The sequence below is a fragment of the Nostoc sp. genome (genome assembly GCF_036919495.1).
GTDB lineage: Bacteria > Cyanobacteriota > Cyanobacteriia > Cyanobacteriales > Nostocaceae > Nostoc.
Window position 1 is genome coordinate 1 of the sequence record NZ_JBALBZ010000189.1, and the last position, 19,699, is coordinate 19,699.

At 41.2% G+C, this 19,699-nt stretch carries 19 protein-coding genes and 1 pseudogene; 8 read left to right on the plus strand and 12 right to left on the minus strand.

Annotated elements, in window-relative coordinates:
* The 3 genes and pseudogenes from V7K25_RS26600 to V7K25_RS26610 all read left to right on the plus strand — a co-directional run.
* Positions 1 to 283, plus strand: a pseudogene (locus V7K25_RS26600) (DUF2157 domain-containing protein); the annotation flags it as partial.
* A 133-nt stretch (positions 284 to 416) separates the two neighbouring features.
* Positions 417 to 1,127, plus strand: a complete 711-nt coding sequence (locus V7K25_RS26605) for a GDYXXLXY domain-containing protein (protein WP_335162182.1) — start codon at positions 417 to 419, stop codon at positions 1,125 to 1,127.
* A 1,280-nt stretch (positions 1,128 to 2,407) separates the two neighbouring features.
* Entirely contained in the window at positions 2,408 to 2,629 is a 222-nt protein-coding gene (locus V7K25_RS26610) for a ferredoxin-thioredoxin reductase variable chain (RefSeq protein WP_335162215.1), read from the plus strand.
* 5 nt (positions 2,630 to 2,634) lie between these two features.
* On the opposite strand, the gene V7K25_RS26615 is transcribed toward V7K25_RS26610, so the two are convergent.
* The 6 genes from V7K25_RS26615 to V7K25_RS26640 all read right to left on the minus strand — a co-directional run bounded on the left by V7K25_RS26615 (position 2,635) and on the right by V7K25_RS26640 (position 8,082).
* Positions 2,635 to 2,856, minus strand: coding sequence for a hypothetical protein (locus V7K25_RS26615; RefSeq protein ID WP_100897176.1), 222 nt, complete (start codon positions 2,854 to 2,856; stop codon positions 2,635 to 2,637).
* A gap of 93 nt (positions 2,857 to 2,949) precedes the next feature.
* Entirely contained in the window at positions 2,950 to 3,741 is a 792-nt protein-coding gene (locus tag V7K25_RS26620) for a YdcF family protein (protein WP_335162184.1), read from the minus strand.
* A gap of 102 nt (positions 3,742 to 3,843) precedes the next feature.
* Positions 3,844 to 4,350: a hypothetical protein gene (locus V7K25_RS26625; protein ID WP_335162186.1), complete on the minus strand. Its 507-nt coding sequence runs from the start codon at positions 4,348 to 4,350 to the stop codon at positions 3,844 to 3,846.
* A gap of 77 nt (positions 4,351 to 4,427) precedes the next feature.
* A complete protein-coding gene (locus tag V7K25_RS26630; protein ID WP_335162188.1) occupies positions 4,428 to 5,957 on the minus strand; it encodes a bifunctional aminoglycoside phosphotransferase/ATP-binding protein in 1,530 nt (509 codons plus the stop codon).
* Between the two features lie 99 nt (positions 5,958 to 6,056).
* Positions 6,057 to 6,662: a 50S ribosomal protein L25/general stress protein Ctc gene (locus tag V7K25_RS26635; RefSeq protein ID WP_335162190.1), complete on the minus strand. Its 606-nt coding sequence runs from the start codon at positions 6,660 to 6,662 to the stop codon at positions 6,057 to 6,059.
* A 76-nt stretch (positions 6,663 to 6,738) separates the two neighbouring features.
* Positions 6,739 to 8,082 (minus strand): adenylosuccinate synthase, encoded by a 1,344-nt coding sequence (locus V7K25_RS26640; RefSeq protein WP_335162192.1) that lies wholly within the window; start codon positions 8,080 to 8,082, stop codon positions 6,739 to 6,741.
* A 797-nt stretch (positions 8,083 to 8,879) separates the two neighbouring features.
* Here V7K25_RS26640 and V7K25_RS26645 point away from each other — a divergent pair.
* Together V7K25_RS26645 and V7K25_RS26650 are read left to right on the plus strand one after the other, a co-directional pair.
* On the plus strand, positions 8,880 to 11,081 hold the full coding sequence (locus V7K25_RS26645; RefSeq protein ID WP_335162194.1) for a PAS domain S-box protein: 2,202 nt from the start codon (positions 8,880 to 8,882) through the stop codon (positions 11,079 to 11,081).
* A gap of 613 nt (positions 11,082 to 11,694) precedes the next feature.
* Positions 11,695 to 12,573 (plus strand): phosphodiester glycosidase family protein, encoded by an 879-nt coding sequence (locus V7K25_RS26650; RefSeq protein WP_335162196.1) that lies wholly within the window; start codon positions 11,695 to 11,697, stop codon positions 12,571 to 12,573.
* 124 nt (positions 12,574 to 12,697) lie between these two features.
* Here the strand turns inward: V7K25_RS26650 and V7K25_RS26655 are convergent, their stop codons facing one another.
* Entirely contained in the window at positions 12,698 to 13,129 is a 432-nt protein-coding gene (locus V7K25_RS26655; RefSeq protein WP_335162198.1) for a hypothetical protein, read from the minus strand.
* Positions 13,130 to 13,704: 575 nt separating this feature from the next.
* Here V7K25_RS26655 and V7K25_RS26660 point away from each other — a divergent pair.
* Positions 13,705 to 14,910: a histidine kinase gene (locus V7K25_RS26660; RefSeq protein WP_335162200.1), complete on the plus strand. Its 1,206-nt coding sequence runs from the start codon at positions 13,705 to 13,707 to the stop codon at positions 14,908 to 14,910.
* Between the two features lie 24 nt (positions 14,911 to 14,934).
* Here V7K25_RS26660 and V7K25_RS26665 read toward each other — a convergent pair whose 3' ends face one another.
* Both V7K25_RS26665 and V7K25_RS26670 read right to left on the minus strand, forming a co-directional pair.
* The gene (locus V7K25_RS26665; protein WP_335162202.1) at positions 14,935 to 15,960 is read right to left on the minus strand and encodes a PleD family two-component system response regulator; all 1,026 of its coding nucleotides are present in this window, start codon (positions 15,958 to 15,960) and stop codon (positions 14,935 to 14,937) included.
* Positions 15,948 to 16,148 (minus strand): hypothetical protein, encoded by a 201-nt coding sequence (locus V7K25_RS26670; protein ID WP_335162204.1) that lies wholly within the window; start codon positions 16,146 to 16,148, stop codon positions 15,948 to 15,950. The genes V7K25_RS26665 and V7K25_RS26670 overlap by 13 nt, the downstream gene beginning before the upstream one ends.
* A gap of 566 nt (positions 16,149 to 16,714) precedes the next feature.
* Here V7K25_RS26670 and V7K25_RS26675 point away from each other — a divergent pair.
* The gene (locus V7K25_RS26675; RefSeq protein WP_335162206.1) at positions 16,715 to 16,975 is read left to right on the plus strand and encodes a chlororespiratory reduction protein 7; all 261 of its coding nucleotides are present in this window, start codon (positions 16,715 to 16,717) and stop codon (positions 16,973 to 16,975) included.
* 352 nt (positions 16,976 to 17,327) lie between these two features.
* Here V7K25_RS26675 and V7K25_RS26680 read toward each other — a convergent pair whose 3' ends face one another.
* Positions 17,328 to 17,897 (minus strand): DUF2854 domain-containing protein, encoded by a 570-nt coding sequence (locus V7K25_RS26680; RefSeq protein WP_335162208.1) that lies wholly within the window; start codon positions 17,895 to 17,897, stop codon positions 17,328 to 17,330.
* 308 nt (positions 17,898 to 18,205) lie between these two features.
* Here V7K25_RS26680 and V7K25_RS26685 point away from each other — a divergent pair, with 308 nt between their 5' ends.
* Positions 18,206 to 18,379 carry a hypothetical protein gene (locus V7K25_RS26685; RefSeq protein ID WP_181373863.1) on the plus strand — a complete coding sequence of 58 codons (174 nt, stop codon included), beginning with the start codon at positions 18,206 to 18,208 and terminating at the stop codon, positions 18,377 to 18,379.
* Between the two features lie 147 nt (positions 18,380 to 18,526).
* On the opposite strand, the gene V7K25_RS26690 is transcribed toward V7K25_RS26685, so the two are convergent.
* Positions 18,527 to 18,943, minus strand: a complete 417-nt coding sequence (locus V7K25_RS26690; RefSeq protein WP_335162211.1) for a response regulator — start codon at positions 18,941 to 18,943, stop codon at positions 18,527 to 18,529.
* A gap of 190 nt (positions 18,944 to 19,133) precedes the next feature.
* On the minus strand, positions 19,134 to 19,699 hold a 566-nt coding region (locus tag V7K25_RS26695), incomplete at its 5' end, for a phospholipase D-like domain-containing protein (protein ID WP_335162213.1).

A 19,699-nucleotide genomic window follows, 5' to 3' on the forward strand; every position in this document is an offset into this window, starting at 1 on the left:
AACTATCAGCCGGATTGATGAACTTGGTGTTTTTATTTTCAATGTACTTCTAGCAACATTAGCCTGGGGACTAATTCAAGAAGGATTGAAATTAAACAACAGAAGTTCCTTTTGGGGTGGTATGTTGTTAGTAACACTGCAAATTATCAGTCGCGTGCAAGAGTACGATACCGATTTACTTTTCAAGTCCCTAGTCTTTGTTTTGTGCGGTTCTGCTTTAATTAGTGCTGGACTCTGGTTTGAACGCCGCTTACCTGGTGGTAGCTCTGCAAGTAAAAAGTAGTGCAAATTCAGAATTATGAATTCTGCTCATCATCAAAATCTCTGTGCGTTAAAGTTTTTAAAGTTTCTCTGCGTCAGTCCTAATCTCGTTACTTTTGACCTCCTCAATCCCTCTGCTTTTTAGGACTACGCTCATGACTAATAGTTCTTCTGAATCTAAAAATAAAACCTTGTCTCCCGAAGCCGAATTTTCTAGTAAGGTGACTTTTCGGGATTACTTGATTGCTAGTGAACAAAAATCGAATAAGCCTTTACCTTTTTGGCGGTTACTAGCTCCCTTAGCGCTGCAAACAGGGCTAATTATGGCAGTACCAGCCCAAGCGCTTTATACAGATGTAGCAGGTAAGACGGTGATTTTGCAAACCGTACCTGTAAACCCTAACAATGTGCTAGAAGGTAACACCTTAGACTTAGATTACAATATATCCCGCACCGCAAATTTGAGCAGATTACCTGGTTGGCAAACATTAGTCAGCAAAGGTCGTGGAAGTGGCAGAAGATTGCCTGAAGGAACCAACATTTACGTGACTTTGCAAGAGCAACTATCCTCTGGTCGCGGTGTTCCTAGAGCTTGGAGAGCGTTACGAGTAAGTAGCGATCGCCCCACAACTCTAAGAGCCAATCAGGTAGCCTTAAAAGGTGTTTATCAAGATGGTTCTGTTAACTACGGCTTAGAAACATATTACATCCCAGAAAACCAACGGCAGCAGATTAGGAACGATTTGCAAGCCCAACGCGCCCGCAGAGGACAAGTACCGCCCATTGTGGTAAAGGCAAAAGTTGATCCACAGGGCAAGGCAGTGCCAGTTAGTATGTGGGTGCGCGATCGCAACTATCGCTTTTAAGCTGTTAGGTGAATAAACATTGCATATTTACACGCAAAGTTTGTCTCCAAAGTTCTGAGCATCCGCTTCCGGCGCTCAGACTTGTTTTTTTGTCATTTGTATTTGCAAATGACAAACGAATAAACATCTGGTAAAAAATAGAGACGTAGTACTGCTACGTCTCTACAAGAGTTTTGGGTAACGCATATTTAATTTTTGGAGATGTCTAATAGAAAGCATTTAATAATTTAACTTTAATATTTGAAGCCGATTTAACACTCTTAGAGGTGGTTGAGGTCATAACAAATAATTCGTTAACTAACACTTGTCAAGTCTGAAACTTTCTAGCTATGACTCTGTGAATTTCTGATCAAAGAAAGCCTGATATCAGAGTTCTCTGTGAATTGTGACTTAAAGCAATACTTTCAGGGTTTAAAGCTCTATCACACTCAATTGAGGAAAGTTATATTATGCCCAGACTAATTGTTTCTTCTCCTGCGATCGTAGCCCGGATTTCTCACGAGGAAGAAAAAAACATCTGGATTAGCCAAAGCTAGGATAAATTAATTGATACATTGTTAAATCAAGCGCAAATTAAAAGAATTTAGCAGTAAGAACCGATACGTCCTCGTTATTCCACTGTTAAAAAACACGCGTCTAAAAAACCTAAAACCGAAGAATCACTTAAGAAGGCTGATCTAACTGCTACTTAGTTTCTGCTTCTTTTTTAACGATTCCACTTAACTCAGCCTCTAAAAGAAGTTGGGTAACTTTCTCTTGCCTTCTATTCATTGCTGCTAAATGCAAATTAGTCCAAACTCAAGTTAAAAAGGCTTGCTCAAAATGCCTTATTTTCCCCCTTTTTAAGGGGACTAAGGGGGATCTCCAATGACTATGCACCTTAACCGAGCAGTATTGGGATGAGAGTGGATTCGATAATAACGGCGCGTCTACTATGCACCAAAATTGGTAAGAGAGTTGACCTGGGGAACATCCTAGGGTGAAGATAAAAAGGTTAGATATCTTGTCACAGTAGTAAGCGCATCTGATATCGGCTTATTTCTTTTCATTTCCCTACTTTTGGGGTAAACACAGAGGGTAAGGGCGATAGGTATTAACGCGGCAAAAAACTAAAAAAAGTACGCACGGATTGCTAAGACGTGCCTGGACGCAGAGGGTTAAATGCACCGTTGCACCCCGATGAAGCGTCAAAAAATAGCTGATTAAATCAAATTTTAAGCGATTTAATCATATATTTTGTAGCAGATACTTGTAAGAAAATGCTAGGTGTAAATGTTGTTATGAAAGTTGGCGATCGCGTCCGCGTTAAAGAATCGGTAGTAGTGTATCATCATCCTGAACATCGGAATCAGCCTTTTGACATCAAAGGCACTGAAGGCGATGTAGTAGGTATTGCCACCCAATGGCGAGACAGACCAGTAAGCGCTAATTTGCCGATTGTAGTCCAGTTTAGTAAAAAGTTTAAAGCCCATTTACGCGAAAATGAGATAGAAGTCATCTAAATCACTTATCGGCGGCGAAACCACTGAAAGATATTCAGTTCGCCGCGCATTCTTTTAAGCTCTTGGCGATTCTGTTCTGCCGTTGTATAATACCATTCACAATAACGCTGAAACTCTGACCGTGAACGAACTTCGTGGTAGAACTGATGAGTTGTTTGGTAAGTGGCAAATGCTTCCTCAACTTGGGGTTGAGGGGATGGCATAATATAAGGTAGATTTTTAGACATCAAGTTAATAAAGTTAGGAGTTAGGAGTTAGGAGTTGAGAGTTAGGAGTTTAGGTAATTACTACATTTCATAATTAACAACTCATAACTTTCATTAAATCCAACCGCGTAAACGATAAACTAAAGAACCAATGTACTCTTTTAAAGCGCTGGTAAATTGGTGCAAGTTGTCGGTATCAGGTAATAAATTCAGTATAGCGGCTTTAGGAGTGTTGCTGAGTTCTTGCAGTTCACCCTCGCTAACAAGAAAGTCTGTCGGTGTAGGAATAACATTAATTCCTTGGCGTTGGAAAATCTTAAGCGATCGCGGCATGTGCATTGCAGAAGTAACTAATAATACCTGACGAATGCCACGAGACTCCAAAATTTTGCGGACATTTACAGCATTTTGATAAGTATTTAGAGATTTAGGTTCTTGGATAATTGCCTCAGATGGAATACCAATAGATGTGAGTATTGTTGCCATATCTGCCGATTCAGGTGAACCGCTTCCACGCCAATCGATACGCCCGCCGCTAAGAATGATTATAGGCGCTCTTTTTTGGCGATACAGTTGTGCAGCATAAATCACGCGATCGCCTGCTTCACTCAAATCGACAGTAGGTCTTGGGAAAAAAGCTGATTTGGTTGCGCCACCCAAAACCACAATTGCTTCTGCAACTGGTATTTGGGCGAGTGGAAGATTTTGCCATTCTAGCGATCGCACTAATGATTTAGCAATCCAAGCATTACTACAAAATAGCAATAAAGTCAAAGCAAAAGCAATTGCGATCGCCGCAGTTCGCGGTCGTTTCCACAACGTGATTAATGCTACTATCAGGCTCACGCAGGCTAATCCTAGTGGATAAAAAAATAGTGGCAGTAATTTAGAGAGATATAAAAACATAATTGGGGAATGGGGAGTCGGTAAGACGCAGGGGAGCAGGGAGCAAAGGAGAAGAGTTTTCCCCTCTGCCTCTTTTCATTTCAATGCCCAATCCCTAAATTACTACTTTTCCCAAAACTTGAGATTGATACTACTACCAGGGGCGCGACGGTAACGCCGGGCAGTTTTTCTTGTTTGCCGTTTATTGATCCTGTCGTTCGTTGATTCAATTTGCCCCTCTTCTAATTCTTCAACTTGCAACTGAGTTCTAGTTTCTTCCTTACTTCCCCACCAAGCAGTAATCCAGCCTCCAGCTAAAGCGCCTATTCCACCTAGCAAGATACTCATGGGTGCTGGATAGCCCAAATATACAAAGCCAAGCATGAAAAATAACCAGTATTTCAGTCCTGTATCGACACCATCAGAGGAGGCTACAGTTGGTGGCTGGGGACTATTATCAGTTACATTTGTGATCCAGCTGAGGATGAAACCGCCCATGATACCTAAGAAGATGCTCAGGGCTGGTGCGGAGCCGGTCATTATTAATATAAATATTAAAAATGCCCCAAATAACAACTGAGAAAAAAAGCTGGGAGAAATACTGAAAAGGTCGTTCTTTTTGTCTGCCATAGAGTAAAAAGGCTATTGACTAATTACTAATGACGCTCGATAGCGTAGCGTTAGCGACGTAGGAGCGTCATTACGAATTATTTTAATTGTGTCTGCTGTGGCAGAGTTGTATCCAAAATCTTTACGTAAGGTTGTTCTTCTTCAGTAAAAGGTTCAGCTTGTTTGATTTGCGAGTCTAATAAATCGGCGGTGGCATCAGCGATATCACCAGTGCGCTTGTTCAGACGCTCTTTTATAACTTCAAGAGGTGCTGTGCATTGGATAATCTGAAGGGAGAGTTGGTGCTTTGTAGCTTGAGCGATCGCTTCTTGTCGCAACTGCTGGCGATCGTACTTGGCATCCAAAATCACCGGAAAACCTTGTTGAGCTAGGATAATTCCCAATTCCAAGAGCCGTGTGTAAGTTTTTTCAGTCATCTCAGGGGTATACAAATCATCGCCACCTTTTTCCCACAGAGGAATTCCCCCTAAATGTTTCCGCACCGCATCAGAACGTAGGTGTATTGCTCCTAGTTGACGGGCTAAATACCTTGCTGTGGTACTTTTACCAGAACCTGACAACCCCGACATCAAAATTACTTTTCCCAGGTTTGGTTTAGTGTATTCCCAAGCCTGTTTGTAATACTCAGCAGCAGTTTTTGTTGCTTCTTCCTTTACCGTCGCGGGTACACTCGCATCGTCTAGCAAAAATGAAGTTACCTTTGCTCGAACATAAGCCTGACGGCTTAAATACAAAGGTAGCACCTGTAAGCCTTCCCAATCTCCAGTTTGCTCTATGTATGAATTCAAAAAAGCATTACCCAAGTCTTTGCGCTGCCGCGCTTCCAAATCCATCACCGTAAAAGCTACATCGTACATCACATCGACAAAGCGAAACGGCTCATTAAACTCAATGCAATCGAACAGCAAGATTTTATCGTGCCACAGGGCTATATTTCTCAGATGTAAATCCCCGTGACATTCACGAATATAGTTGTTGTGAATTCTGTTAGTAAATAATTCTGGACGTTCAGCAAAAAAGTTATCTGTATATTGCTTTGTTTCTGTAAATTGCGCCTGTGTTTGGGGGCCACCAATATACTTTTCAGTTTGCTGATAATTTTCATCAAATGCAGCCCGAACTTTTGCTACTTCACCAAAACTGCGAATATAATCATTCGTCTGTGCTTGAGCATGATATTGAGCCACCACCCGTCCCAACTCATCTAGGTGTGTCTCATTTAACTTACCCTGTTCAAATAGTGTACTTAATAGCGACTCTTGCGGAAACTGGTGCATCTTTAGCACGTATTCTACAGCCTCGTCAGTTCCCCCTAACTGGTATTGCTCTCTTACCAAAGTTATGGGCAAAACTTCTAAATACAGTTCACCTGCTCCCCGTTGATTCAACCGCAACTCTTCCTGAGAAAAATGTTGCCGCTTCTCTAATGTGGAAAAGTCTAAAAAACCAAAATTCATCGGTTTTTTCAGCTTATAGACGTAATCCCCAGTCAGCAGCACATAAGAAATGTGGGTTTGAATTAGTTGAATAGGTTCTGTTACCGAATGGGGATAAAATCCAGGCTGCAACATTTGCTGAATTAAAGCTGGAAGAGTCGCTTCTGTCATCTCTGTCCTCTGCGCTCTCTGCGCCTCTGCGGTTCAAATACAAAAAAACCAGGAGTTCCCCCCTGGTGTCATCAAAAATTATTACACAGTTTACCTAGCTTAAGAAGCTGCCTCAGTTTCAGTTTCTGTCCCAGCATCTTCAGCGCTAATTTGTGGTGGCAAAACGCTGACAACAAGTCGCTCTGATTCAGCTAGAGGTGTTACACCTTCAGGAAAGGGTATATCACTAATACTCAAGCTGTCTCCAATTTGCAGGTTAGAGACATCGATTTCAATTACATCTGGGATATTTTCTGGCGCACAAGTCACTTGCAATTCAGTGATTACGGTGTCTAACACACCACCTTCTTGTTTAACACCAACAGCAGTTCCCACAAAACGGAACCGCACTTCTACAGTTGTGTCGCCGTGGCCAGCAACCGCGAAAAAGCTGAGGTGATAAGGCGTACCTTTGGCTGGATGGATCTGAAGTTCCCGCAGCAAGGTTTTGCCACGCCAAGGTGCATCAGCAACATTCAACTCAATCAAGGTATTGTTGACGGAAGCTCTTTTGAGCAAACGCTCAACAGTTTTGGCATCGATGGTTAAAGAAATAGATTCTGTACCCTTATGACCATACAAATTGGCAGGGATCAGTCCAGCACGGCGCAAAGCTCTTGGCTTGCTACCTTCTGGACGTTTTTGAGATTCGACTGTAATAGCCATAGAAGTTGTCCTTAGTCATTAGTCATTAGTCATTAGTCATTAGTCATTTGTCATTAGCAAAGGACTAATGGTCAATTTACGCAGTGAGCAGGGTAGCTGGTGTGCCATCGGCCTGCAATAAAGCACGTTTGGGCCCGTGAATGGGGTCTTCTACGATTATGGTTTGATCGCGACTTGCTCCTAGTGAGACGATCGCGATCGGGACTTCCATTAATTCAGCGAGGAATTTTAGATAGTCCAGTGCTTGCGGTGGCAAGTCTTCCAGGGTGCGGCAGTCGGTTGTTGACACTTTCCATCCTGGTAAGGTTTTGTAGATTGGGCGACATCTAGCAAATTGACGAGAACTGGTGGGGAAGTGTTCGCTGCGTTGGCCATCGATGTCATAAGCGACACAAACTTGAATTTCCTCTAATTCATCGAGGACATCCAGTTTGGTGAGCGCCATACAATCCATGCCGTTTATCCGCACGGCATAACGACCGATGACGGCATCAAACCAGCCACAACGCCGTTTGCGTCCGGTAGTTGTGCCAAATTCGGCACCGCGATCACACAACATTTCTCCCAACTCTCCATCCAATTCGGTGGGAAATGGCCCTTCTCCCACCCGTGTCGTATAGGCTTTCGACACTCCAATTACCCGGTCAATCATTGTCGGCCCTACCCCTGTACCAACGCAAGCCCCCCCGGCCACAGGATTAGAGGAGGTGACATAAGGATAAGTCCCATGATCTAAGTCAAGGAGCGTACCTTGTGCGCCTTCAAACAAAATATTCCGCCGTCGCTGAATCGCATCGTATATTTTTAACGATGTATCAATAACGTAAGGACGCAAGCGTTCTGCATATTCCAAATACTCTTCAATCACCTCTTGTGCATCTAGAGGCGGCAAGTTGTAAAGCTTTTCTAAAATGACGTTTTTATAATTAATCGTCCACTCCAACTGCTCACGTAGCTCATCGGGGTTCATTAAGTCTAAAACCCGAATGCCTGTACGTTCAGATTTATCAGCATAAGTCGGCCCAATGCCCCGACCTGTTGTGCCGATCTTATGGCTTCCCCGTCGTTCTTCCGATGCCTGGTCAATCAAGCGATGATAAGGCATTGTTACGTGGGCTGTCTCAGATATCAGCAGGTGGTCAGTGGAAATATTTAGTTCTTTTAATTGGTCGAGTTCTGCAATCAAAATCTGTGGATCAATGACTGTTCCACAGCCGATAATGCAATCGGTATTTGGATATAAAATACCAGAGGGAATCAAATGTAGCTTAAAGGTCTGACCTTTAACTACAATCGTGTGTCCAGCATTGACACCCCCTTGGTAACGAACCACAACATCTGCGGAACGGCTGAGTAAGTCAGTTATTTTACCTTTTCCTTCATCGCCCCATTGGGCACCTATGACAATGACGTTAGCCAAGAGCTTAAATTAAGAAGTAAAGTTTCCACAAACTATAATTATTAACATATTACTAGAATCATGTCAAGCTTATTCTAGAACTACTTAGTACATGAGGCGCTGTATTTAACGAAGTACAAAATACTGTCCGTAATTTGGAACGACTGCTGAGAAAGAAAGTTGACCGAAGAAGCGGAGGGGCAGGGCGCTCAAAGCTTGGGGAGCAAGCCCTGACCTGGAGCCGTGGAGCGGAGCGGAACATGGGTATGAAGCCCCGCCAGGGCGCTCTTACTGGGGCGGAGTACAAGCTCGTCTGGTGTTTTCCCCCTTGCTCCCTGCCCCCTGCTCCCCTGCCTCTTTTGACGGTACTTTGCGCCCATGTCGCCGCTAAAATGACTAGTCACACTCTACGTATCTTCCTCTGTCAACGCTTTGTATTGATGTGCTGACTTTTGAACAACATCCTCTGGCTTAACTCACATAAGGCGTGATATATTAACCAGTTTTATTTTGAATTTAGGGATAATGTGAGGTTAATTAAAATTCCAAACATAGAGACATTGTAATGCAATGTCTCTAAAAACATTATGGATAGGCAACTTATCTAATCCCAACTGCATTGGCTATACTACTGCTAAACATGAATTTATATTAAAAACTAGCGGATTTATTTGTAACTACTATGTATAAATAATCATCCCAAAAAATCCCGATATTTACAACTTGAAGAGATTGTATTTTGTTACCCGTGGTGTCACAATTATTAAATTATTCTCAGTATTTGTTCAGTATTTGTTTTTAATCTTTAATTTTAACTAATGGAGGGCATCTGCGGCAGAAAGGGCGATCGCATGATCAAAAAATGGTATCGAGTCCAAAAGCTAAAAGCAATATTTATCCTAGCATTGGCAGTTGTATTTACTAATGCTGTAGTCTCATATAGCAATACTGTCAAGCTGATTTCCAATCAGGAATGGGTAACATTCTCATATAAAGTGGTTACTGAACTTGAAAGTATCCAATCTAAACTCAAAGATACTGAAACTGCACAACGTAATTACTTAATTACAGCAGATGCAGATGATTTACAAACCTATCTTGCGGCTTATCAAAAAACTAATAGCAATATTCGAATTATTAGCAAGTTAACTGCCCAGAGCCATCAAAAGCGGCAGTGGATTTCTTTGCTGGAGCCGAAAATTAGCAACAGGCTCAACATCCTGCAACAAGAGATTTCTCTCAGACAAAACCAGGGATTTGAAGCAGTTCGGCAGCGAATCTTATCTGACAAAGACAAGCAAAGCAGCAAAGAAATCCAACAGCTTATTCACGACTCTTTAGAGGTGGAACAAAATTTATTACACCAGGGAATGCAGCAGTCGCAAGCAAGTTCCCAAAAGGCAATAGTGACATTTTTTATCGCTGCTGTTGTGGATTTAGTGCTGGTGACGCTGCTATATGATTTGTTGTGGCGTTATATAAGGCAACTTCAGCAGACGGAACTGGCCTTACGCCAAAGTGAAAATCGTTTACGAGCCATGATAGATGCAGAACCAGAATGCATCCAGTTAATTGCCAAGGATGGCACTATTTTAGAAATTAATGCAGAAGGCCTGGCAATGATGGAAGTGGAAAGTGCCGATGTCTTAATTGGTAAACCTATTGATGCCGTAATTGTACCAGAGTATAGAGCAGCCTTTGCCGACTTGCATAAAAGTGTCTGCCAAGGTAATAAGGGGACTTTGGAGTTTGAAATCGTGGGATTTCAAGGTACGCGCCGCTACATGGAAACTCATGCCGTACCACTGGGTAACGAATCTGATGGTACGTTTATCCATTTGGCATTGATGCGAGATATAACCCAGCAAAAACAGGCAGAACAGAAAATTCGTGAACAAGGGTTGCTGCTGGATGTATCAAGTGATGCGATTCTGGTGCGAAATCTCCACAACCAAATCTTGTTTTGGAATCAAGGTGCTGAACGTCTGTACGGCTGGAAGACTGCGGAAGTTGTCGGTAAGAATGTTTTGCAACTTTTGTATAAAGACATTTCACCACAGTTAGAAGATGCTTACTTGAGGGTGATGAATACGGGTGAGTGGCGGGGTGAGTTGCATCAACTGACAAGGGAAAGTAAAGTAATTATCGTTGAAAGTCGGTGGATACTGATTCGAGATGATAATGGACACCCCAAATCCATTTTGAGTGTGAACACCGAGATTACGCAGCAGAAACAATTGGAAGCTCAACTTCTGCGATCGCAACGTTTGGAGAGTATCGGTACTCTAGCTGGGGGTATCGTCCATGACCTGAACAATATACTATCCCCAATTTTAATGTCAGTTCAACTATTGCAGAAGAAATTGCCCGATTCTCAGAGTCAGCAAATACTGCAAACTTTAGAAAATAATGTTAAACGCGGCGCTAATTTGCTCAAGCAAGTATTATCTTTTGCACGGGGCATCGAAGGCAAACAGACAATAGTCCAAATTCAGCCTTTGATGGCAGAAATTGAGCAAATTATCACTCAAACATTTCCCAAATCCATCATTTGCCAAACAGATATCCCTAAAAATCTGTGGTATGTCCGTGGAGACGCAACTCAACTACATCAGGTGCTGATAAATTTAGTAGTCAACGCCCGCGACGCCATGCCCAATGGCGGTATATTGAGAATTGCGGCGGAAAATCTGGTGATTGGTGAACATTCTGCCCAGATAAATATTGATGCTAAAGTGGGTTCTTATATTGCGATCGTGGTAACGGATACTGGTATGGGAATGTCGTCAGAAGTCCAGCAACGGATTTTTGAACCATTTTTCACCACAAAAGAGGTAGGAAAAGGTACAGGTTTAGGACTTTCTACGGCGTTGGGCATCATTAAAAATCACGGTGGTTTTGTCAATGTTTACAGTCAGGTAGGCAGGGGGACTCAATTTACAGTGTACTTGCCTGCTTCAACATCCAGAGACACACATTTGTTGTCTCCAGAACTGGAATCAGTTGCAGGAGATGGCTAATGGATTTTGGTGCTGAAAGTATCATAAGGGACTTCCAGAAAATAAATTATCCAATTTACTCAGATAATATTTTTCTTTCTCCCCCTGCTCCCTGTCCCCCTACCTACACCGCGATAGGATATTGTTTTAGTTGGAAGTCCCTAAACTAGAAAAAATACTGTCAACCAAAACTTTTTGCCCACAGCAATTCTCATTTTGAAAAAAAATCAGATAAAATTCTCTTATTAAAATAGAGAACTCGTGTTAAAGCATAATTTTTTGACAGATAATTATCATCCGACGCTGGAGATAGACAGGGTTTAAAAAATCTGTCCATGAAAAATTGATTTCAACTCATAAAACTAGCTGAAAATATAACCAAACTTGTAGTTTTATTTTATAAAAAACTCTCTCCTCCTCTTTGAATATATCTCTTCCAGTCATAAAAATGCCAGAGAGTCAGCACGAATTAATTCTATGTTTAATTCAGTTTTAAAAACTTTGATTTTTTATACTTCATTAGGTAGTAGCCAAAGTGTAAAACTGTGAAGGTATTTTTCTGCTAATATTTTACAGATATTGTCAAAATACTATTAAATAAACTTTTTTTAGCTAACCGCAAGTGGGTTTAAATGTGAGGAAAATCAAACTACTGGCTTTGGTATTAATTAGTTTAGCAATGGTGTTGTGGTTTAATTTGCGTTTCTCAACACCGTCAATACCAACTGTTGCATCTTTACCACCAAAAACTATCCGCTACTTCGAGCGCACTTTACCCCAAGGCATCGCTCATATCCTGTTGATTCCAGCTAATAGCAAATTTTTGGTAACTCCTGCACTATCACAGAAGGTAACCACTGTAGAGGAATTTGCCCAAAAGCATCAAGCCGTAGCTATTTTGAATGCAGGCTTTTTTGACCCAGTTAACCAAAAATCTACATCTTATGTCATCATACATGGGAAGTTGGTAGCTGACCCCAAGGAAAACGAGCGATTGGTGAACAATCCCAACTTAAAACCTTACCTAAGTCAAATATTCAATCGCGCAGAATTCCGCCGCTATTTATGTGGGCAAACTAACCGCTATTCGATTGCTCTACACAGTCAGTCACCGCCAGCAGGTTGTCAGTTCGTTGATGCTATAGGTGCTGGCCCAAGCCTATTACCAAAACTCACGTTAGCAAAAGAGGGCTTTGTAGATAATACCAGTAAACGAGATGCACTTGGCAGCAACCAACCCAACGCCAGAACTGCCGTTGGTATTACCCGTGATGGCAGCGTTGTTTTAGTGATGGTGGCTCAAAAACCCTCGGCTCCTGCTCATTCTGGGATATCTTTGCCGGCATTAACTGATTTTATGAAAACTCTTGGTGCTGATCAAGCGATGAATCTTGATGGGGGGAGTTCGTCTTCGCTTTATTACAATAGCAAAACTTTTTACGGGAAGGTTGATTTAGAAGGAAATCCTATAAAGCGTCCCGTGAAATCAGTTTTGCTGGTTCAGGAAAACTAGTACTGTGTCAAGCCAACTTTACCTTTTAAATTTTCTGCGATTTAAATAGTTCTGGAAATATTAAGTTGACATAGCCGATAATTGATTGTTAACTCACCAAAGAACAGTGTAGCTAGTACAAGCTTTAATCTTCTTCTAGATGCACTAGTTGTAATGCGATGCCTACGCCAAGCAACTGAAGTGATAGACTAGGACTAAAGGCCCCTTTAGCCTCACTCAAGGAGGGGAATGGATAAAGTTCGCTAACGTCGGCTGACAATCGATTCTGGAAATTATTCATCTGACGATGGTAAGCTAAATAAGGCAATAGGTGAAAAATGCCACTATTAAGCAATTTCAGGAACTTAGCGTAAGTCTGTGGTTCTTGGGGGCCGGGGTGATAATAGGCAAAGCAGTCAAGTGTCACGGCAGTTTCTCTAGTATCTCTAGATTGATTTTCTGGGGAAAGTGCTACTTGTGCTATAGTCAAGAATTTCTTGGCAGCCTCAAAAGGAGTGAGTGCTTTCTCTAAAAGTGCGTAGTTTACCGCCGTAGGCATCGCCTCTATGTTATCCAAAGTTTTCTCTTTGGCAATCCATCCCCTGTTCTTTTGGTATAGGGTAGGGGTTCTTGTAGGAAGATTGGACAAAAGGTGCGCTTCGCAAGTTATAGGGACAGTACATACTTAGCTGTGACTGTTTTCCCAATCATTACTAGGATTGGGTAGAGGCAAAAAAGACACTTCATCGGATGCACTGACGGTTAAGAAAGCCCTCTACAAATTTGGTCTGAACAGTTAACAACTTCCTGATAGATTAGATACAATTAGCATCTGCGTTTGCTTAAGTGATTACTTGTTTGAAGCAAGTAGTCGAATTTACACAGTGTTAAACTTTTCACCTGCTAGCTTCTGGCGAAAATTTTTGCTTCAGGGCAAATTAAGACTTATATTCAAGGGACTTGGGTGTTTATTGGAGATAAAGTTAACCAAAACCGGGCAAAAGGGTGAAAAAGATATATCTGATGTCAAAAACGCAGAACTGATAAGAGTATTAAGAATCTAAAATAGATATTAAATTGAAGAAAAAACAACGACCATCGACAACCGTCAGTCTATTTTACTTTCTGTAAAGCGTCGCCGGGTTGTTACCAGTGCTGAAACACGATTACATGCAAGTTTCCCAGGATCAGCCTATTTATTCTGAGGCTCCACTCCAGCTGCTACTGTTTGTCGATGGACGACCCAAGTCCCGACAACAAGTGCAGCGAATCCGTGCTTACTTAAAAGAATTGCAGGCTGAGTATAGTTTTGAAGTTGAAACTATCGATGTTGGACAACAACCTTACTTAGCAGAACACTTTAAATTGATAGCAACGCCAGCTTTAATCAAAATCCATCCCGAACCACGACAGGTTCTGGCTGGGAGTAATATCATAGCGCAATTAAAAAATTGGTGGCCTCGCTGGCAAGCGGCTGTAGACATTTACTTAAAAGTACAGGAAGACCTACAAGAACGTATAGACGACAATGCTAGGGCGACATCACCCAAATCCACTATCCGTTCAGTTGCTGTTTCTGCGGAACTAATTCGACTCTCAGACGAAATTTTTCGCTTGAAACAGGAAAAAGATAACCTCCAAGAGCAGCTACAGTTTAAAGACCGGGTGATTGCTATGCTAGCGCACGATCTCCGCAATCCGCTAACTGCTGCCGCGATCGCCATTGAAACTCTCCAATCTAATTACAATTTAGAGACGGGGCAATTCCAGCGCCTCAAGCCATCAATGACGGCGCATTTATTAAAACAAGCCCGCAATCAAACTAAGGTCATTGACCGGATGATTGCTGACCTTTTAGAGGTAGGTCGGGGCAAAGATACAGAGTTTCCGATTTTACCACAAAAGGTACAACTGGGTAAAGTGTGCTTAGATGTACTAGAAGAATTGTGCGATCGCTACACTGCCAAATCCCAAGAGGTAGAAACAGATATTCCTAATGACTTGCCTTATGTATATGCTGACCCAGAACGCATCCGTCAAGTGCTAGTAAATCTGTTAGATAATGCCATCAAATATACCCCAGAAGGTGGCAAAATTAGTATTGCCGGCTTGCATCGCACTACCCAAAAAGTTCAGTTTAGTATCGGCGATACCGGGCCTGGTATTCCTGTAGAGAATCGCGATCGCATCTTTGAAAATCACTTCCGCCTGCAACGGGATGAAGGTACAGAAGGTTACGGGATTGGTCTTTGTTTATGCCAACGCATCATCTTGGCCCATTATGGTCAAATTTGGGTAGACTCTGCCCCGAATAACGGAGCATGGTTCCACTTCACACTACCAGTTTATCCTTCTTAGAGATTGGTCTTTGACAAATGACAACTAAGAACTTGAGATAAAGCAATCGCGCCCCCCGGTCTTTGCTTGGTAGAGTGCTTTATCTGCCCGCACAATCAAATCTGAAGGTGAGGATTCCCAAGTGGGCACAACAGTAGCCACGCCCATACTTAGCGTGATATGCTGACTCACCGTAGATCCATCGTGAACAATTTGCAAATCTTTGATTCCTTCTTGTATCGCTGCGGCAATGTGAACTGCGCCAGATGCAGGGGTGTATGGCATAATCACAGCAAATTCTTCGCCACCATAACGCGCTACTAAATCCTTATGTTTTTGCGCCTTGAGGCTTAATAAAGCACCCACCTTTTGTAAACAGACATCTCCAGCAGGATGACCATATTTATCGTTATAAAATTTAAAATAGTCGATATCACACAAAATCATTGACAGAGGAGATTCCTCTTGTGCCAGATTAATCCACTGAGTATTGAGATAATCGTCAAAACGGCGACGATTTGCCAACTCAGTTAAGCCATCTACATTGGCGAGGTGGTGCAAAGCTTGGTTTGCCGCCTCTAACTGTTTGTAGATTTGTGCTTGCTGTAGCAGGCGACGCAATCGCTGGCGCAATACAGGCCAGTGAATTGGCTTAGTGACATAATCAGTCGCCCCTGCTTCAAAAGCACGGTCTACGGATTCTTCATCATCTAAGGATGTGATCATCAATATGGGAGTGCGCTCCCATATCTTGGAGATCACCGTATTATGAAGGCTTGAGTCAGTATCAAAGGTTGCAAGGGCTGAAATTAAATTATTCCTGGCAATCTGGAGCAAGTGCTTACAGCAGGTAAAACCATCCATCACAGGCATTACAGCATCTAGCAAAACTATATCCGGTTTGATAATCTCGTAAGCATCTAAACATTGCTTACCATCGTTGGCCTCGACCACTCGATAACCTTCTTGTTCCATAGCTTTACGCAACAATACTCGGATGGTCTTGTCATCATCAGCTACTAGAATCAGTGGTGGTTGCTTAGAAACAGAAAATGGAGTTATACCTGACATGAGTTGCTTTCCACTTGCAGAACTATCCTGAAAAAGGCTGTGCAACTCAATCGCGTGGGGGCGATCGCTCTTTTTATCAATGCCAGGATTTGCGGCAAAGGCGTGTCTGGCTTCACAATCAACTGTTTTTGGACAATAGATTGTTCAAGGTTACTGAGCCAAGCAAGCGGTAGATAACTAAGTTGCATAGACAATCTATAATTGGAACACGAAGGCAATTCTTACCTTTTTGTTCGCCTATGATTAGGAGAGAAAATGTTACTTTTATATTTCCCCATTGTTAAAGTTAAATTACGATTTTTCAAAAAATTGCAAATTCATACCTTATTTATTTAATTCTATAGTTGGTTTAGAAACCTAAAGATACAGCGCAAAGCAAAAATTACAAGTGCGCTCAAAAGATAGTTAACACTAAATGTTAATATCACTTGACTCAAATTTATTTAGTCTATTCGACAAGGGGTACAGATGTCTAGTATAATTACATAGAATATAATTTTACCTTAGAACAAAGCTTTCTTGTAGATTAACTTTGGGTTAATCAAATATTTAAAAAATATTATTTAATTCCAATAGATTTTAGCTAAATAAAAATTTATAGTTATTTATTTTAAAATAAATATACCGATTTTTTAGATAATATTATATTAAATTTAAATATGCTAAATAAAGAGTATTCAGAATTAACATATAAAACTCCCATCTTTGTTTCATCCAAAAATCAAAACCTATTTCCACTCACTAAATATTTAAAATGCCAGACTCATTAATGTATCAGCAAGATCACTTTGTTGTTCTAGAAACAAATAAACCAGAACAATTTCTGACACAATCAGAGTTGTTAGAAAAGCTCAAAACAACTCTCCAACAACTCGTAATTCAAGATTTGCCGCCTGACTTGCAAAGGTTTGATACTGCGGAAGCTCAAGCACAATATTTACTTGACACCACTTGCGAATTAGATATTGCTCCTGGTCAATATTTGCAATGGTATGCAGTTCGTTTAGAAAAGTAACTTTTTGGTGAGTGATTAAGAAAAGAAAAGTCAATTAATAAATAGCATAATAGACAGTAGAATTGAAGATTGGGTTGAACTTAAGTTTTACCCAACAAAGTCCTGGAAATTTTGGTTTTGTTCCTCAACCCAACCTATATTGGAGTTATTTTTTAAGCTTAACCTACGCAGTATTGGAAGCAGGCTGCGAGAATAATTACTCAACAATACCCTCTTTCTTCCCCTGCTCCCCCTGCTTATCCAAACCTTAATGGCAGATCCCCAACTTCTTTGATAATTCGGGATCTGCGCCTTTGATTCAGAATTGGTACATAAAAGAATCGAGTTTGGTAACAAGAATTTTTTTTCTTGACTATTGACTAGTGACTAGTGACTCTTTTTGAGTATTGATCAGTGCTAGCTCAATTTTGTTTTCAGATGGCTGGGTTATTTGAACCTCCAATCCAGGGCCAAAATATTTGGTCATTTTTTCCTGCTTTTGTTGCCAGACATCAATTGGTATTAGCGGTGAATCAAATTCTAAAATTAGGGCATAGCTGCCATTGACTTCTGTTTCTCGTAAGCCTGTTACTGTTGGTCGTTCCTGGTCTGAGGGACTCAAGCCCAGAAAAGAAAGTGTTGTATCTAGATGAGCATCTTGACCATAACAATATCGGGTAATGTCTTTGCGAATTTTATTTTGGGTGTCAGTTGCTTGCTGTTCCCGCAATATCAATGCTGACGGTGACGTAGTTTGAGTAAAGGGCACTGGCTTGAGTTCATTAGCTTTCAGCGCCAACCCTCCCAACAATAGAGGAATCCCGTAAAAAAATCCGACAAGATTTAATGTGGCATTATCAGCACCATAGGCAACGAAACCAATGATGGTTAATATGCCGCCGATAGTTAAACCGAGTGTTCCCAAAGAGATTTTGCGTAGCATGAGCTTAAATTAATATAAATTCTGAATACCTCAGTTTTATTATCATCGGCTATGAATAACAAATTAGGGAAGAACATCGTTCCTAGATAGTGGTATTCAATCAACTCAAAATAGCCAGGTTAAGACTGACACGGTAAAAAGCCAAGAGGTTCTGCCTTCCTTATATAAGAATTTCCGTAGACGCAAGGACAAGAATTTCTAAGCCACAAAGTTTGTGTAGTAGAGTAGTAAGGGCGTATTATTGCCCCAGAATGTTGGATTTTGAGTTAACTTAAAATTTAAAGGTAGTTAAAGATAGGAAAAAAATAATGGATTTACAGACTATAAAAGAACGAATTGCCGCAGTTCAAAGCAAACGCGAGTACCTGTTAGGTCTACTTGAGCAACCAAATTTGGGAACTTTGAGAGTTGACGTAAATCAGGCTTTGGAAGAACTGGATGAATTAATTGATGAATTTAGACGCACCATCCCGGTAGAGTAAAAATTATCGAAAATTGCGTCGGTTTAACTGTCAACTTTAGGTTAAACCGACGCTCCTTAGTTTTATCATGTCCTCAAATCCCCAGAATTGAGCTAAGTGCCCGAATTGAACTAAATGTTAGTAAGCGAAACAACATAGCTGTATAATTTATCCTGCAACTGAAGCATCTCCTGCACGCTGACCTAGCTGCCTAACTAACGCAATAAGTTCCTTTGTCGGTACATCTTTCTTGCAAACATCATCAAAGCTAGACATTGCCTTTTTCCCCTGAAAATTCACGTCTTCCACTGAGGAGTAAGCAAGGATCTGCGTGTTCGGAGATATAGCTTTAATGTGATTAGACGCACTCCAGCCATCCATAACTGGCATCTGTAAATCTAAAACAATTACGTCAGGATGGCAACATTTAACCATTTCTATAGCTTCTTCACCATTACTGGCTAAACCTACTACTTGAATATTTTCCTGGCAAGAAAAAACTAATTGTAAGGTTAAACGAGTCAGCTCGTGGTCATCAACTACTAGAACACGCAAGGTAGAAAGCTCACAGGATAACATTAACATTGAGGGGAAAAACGAAATTATTTCAGAATAACCTCTCTAGTTTATGGGAACAAATGCCAGTACTGACTCTATCCTATGGTTGAATAACTTGTGTTAATCCATGACAAACAGCTTAGATAACTTCTCAAAAAAATTAAGTTTTCTAAAAAAACTAAGTTGAGCTAGTTGTCAAGGTAGAAGTAACTTATTTTTAATCAATCAGGTTTGAGGCTACACCAGTTGAGCGTAATGCCATATTCATGAGAATTTTTTGTGAATTAGCTTCTGGAGAATCATCATAAGGACGCCGTTGAATATAAGTGCCATCGGCTTGTAATTCCCAAGCTTGGCGATTATCTGCGAGCATAATTCCCATAATTTCTTGCAAATCTTTGGCAATATCTGGGTCTTTGACTGGGGTAATTACTTCGACTCGGCGATCTAAATTGCGGCGCATCCAGTCGGCGCTGCCGATATAGATTTCTTCCTGTGTATTGTTATGAAAATAATAAATCCGAGAGTGTTCTAAAAAGCGGCCGACAATGCTAATTATGCGAATGTTTTCACTAATGTCTTTGAGTCCTGGACGCAAACAGCAAACGCCCCTGATAATTAAGTCGATTAGCACTCCGGCGCGGGAAGCTTCATATAAAGTGGCGATAATTTGCGGATCGACTAGGGAATTCATTTTGGCAACAATGCGTCCAGAAAATCCATTTTGAACATTTTCGATTTCGCGGTGAATTAGTGCCAAAAAGCGATCGCGCATATTCACAG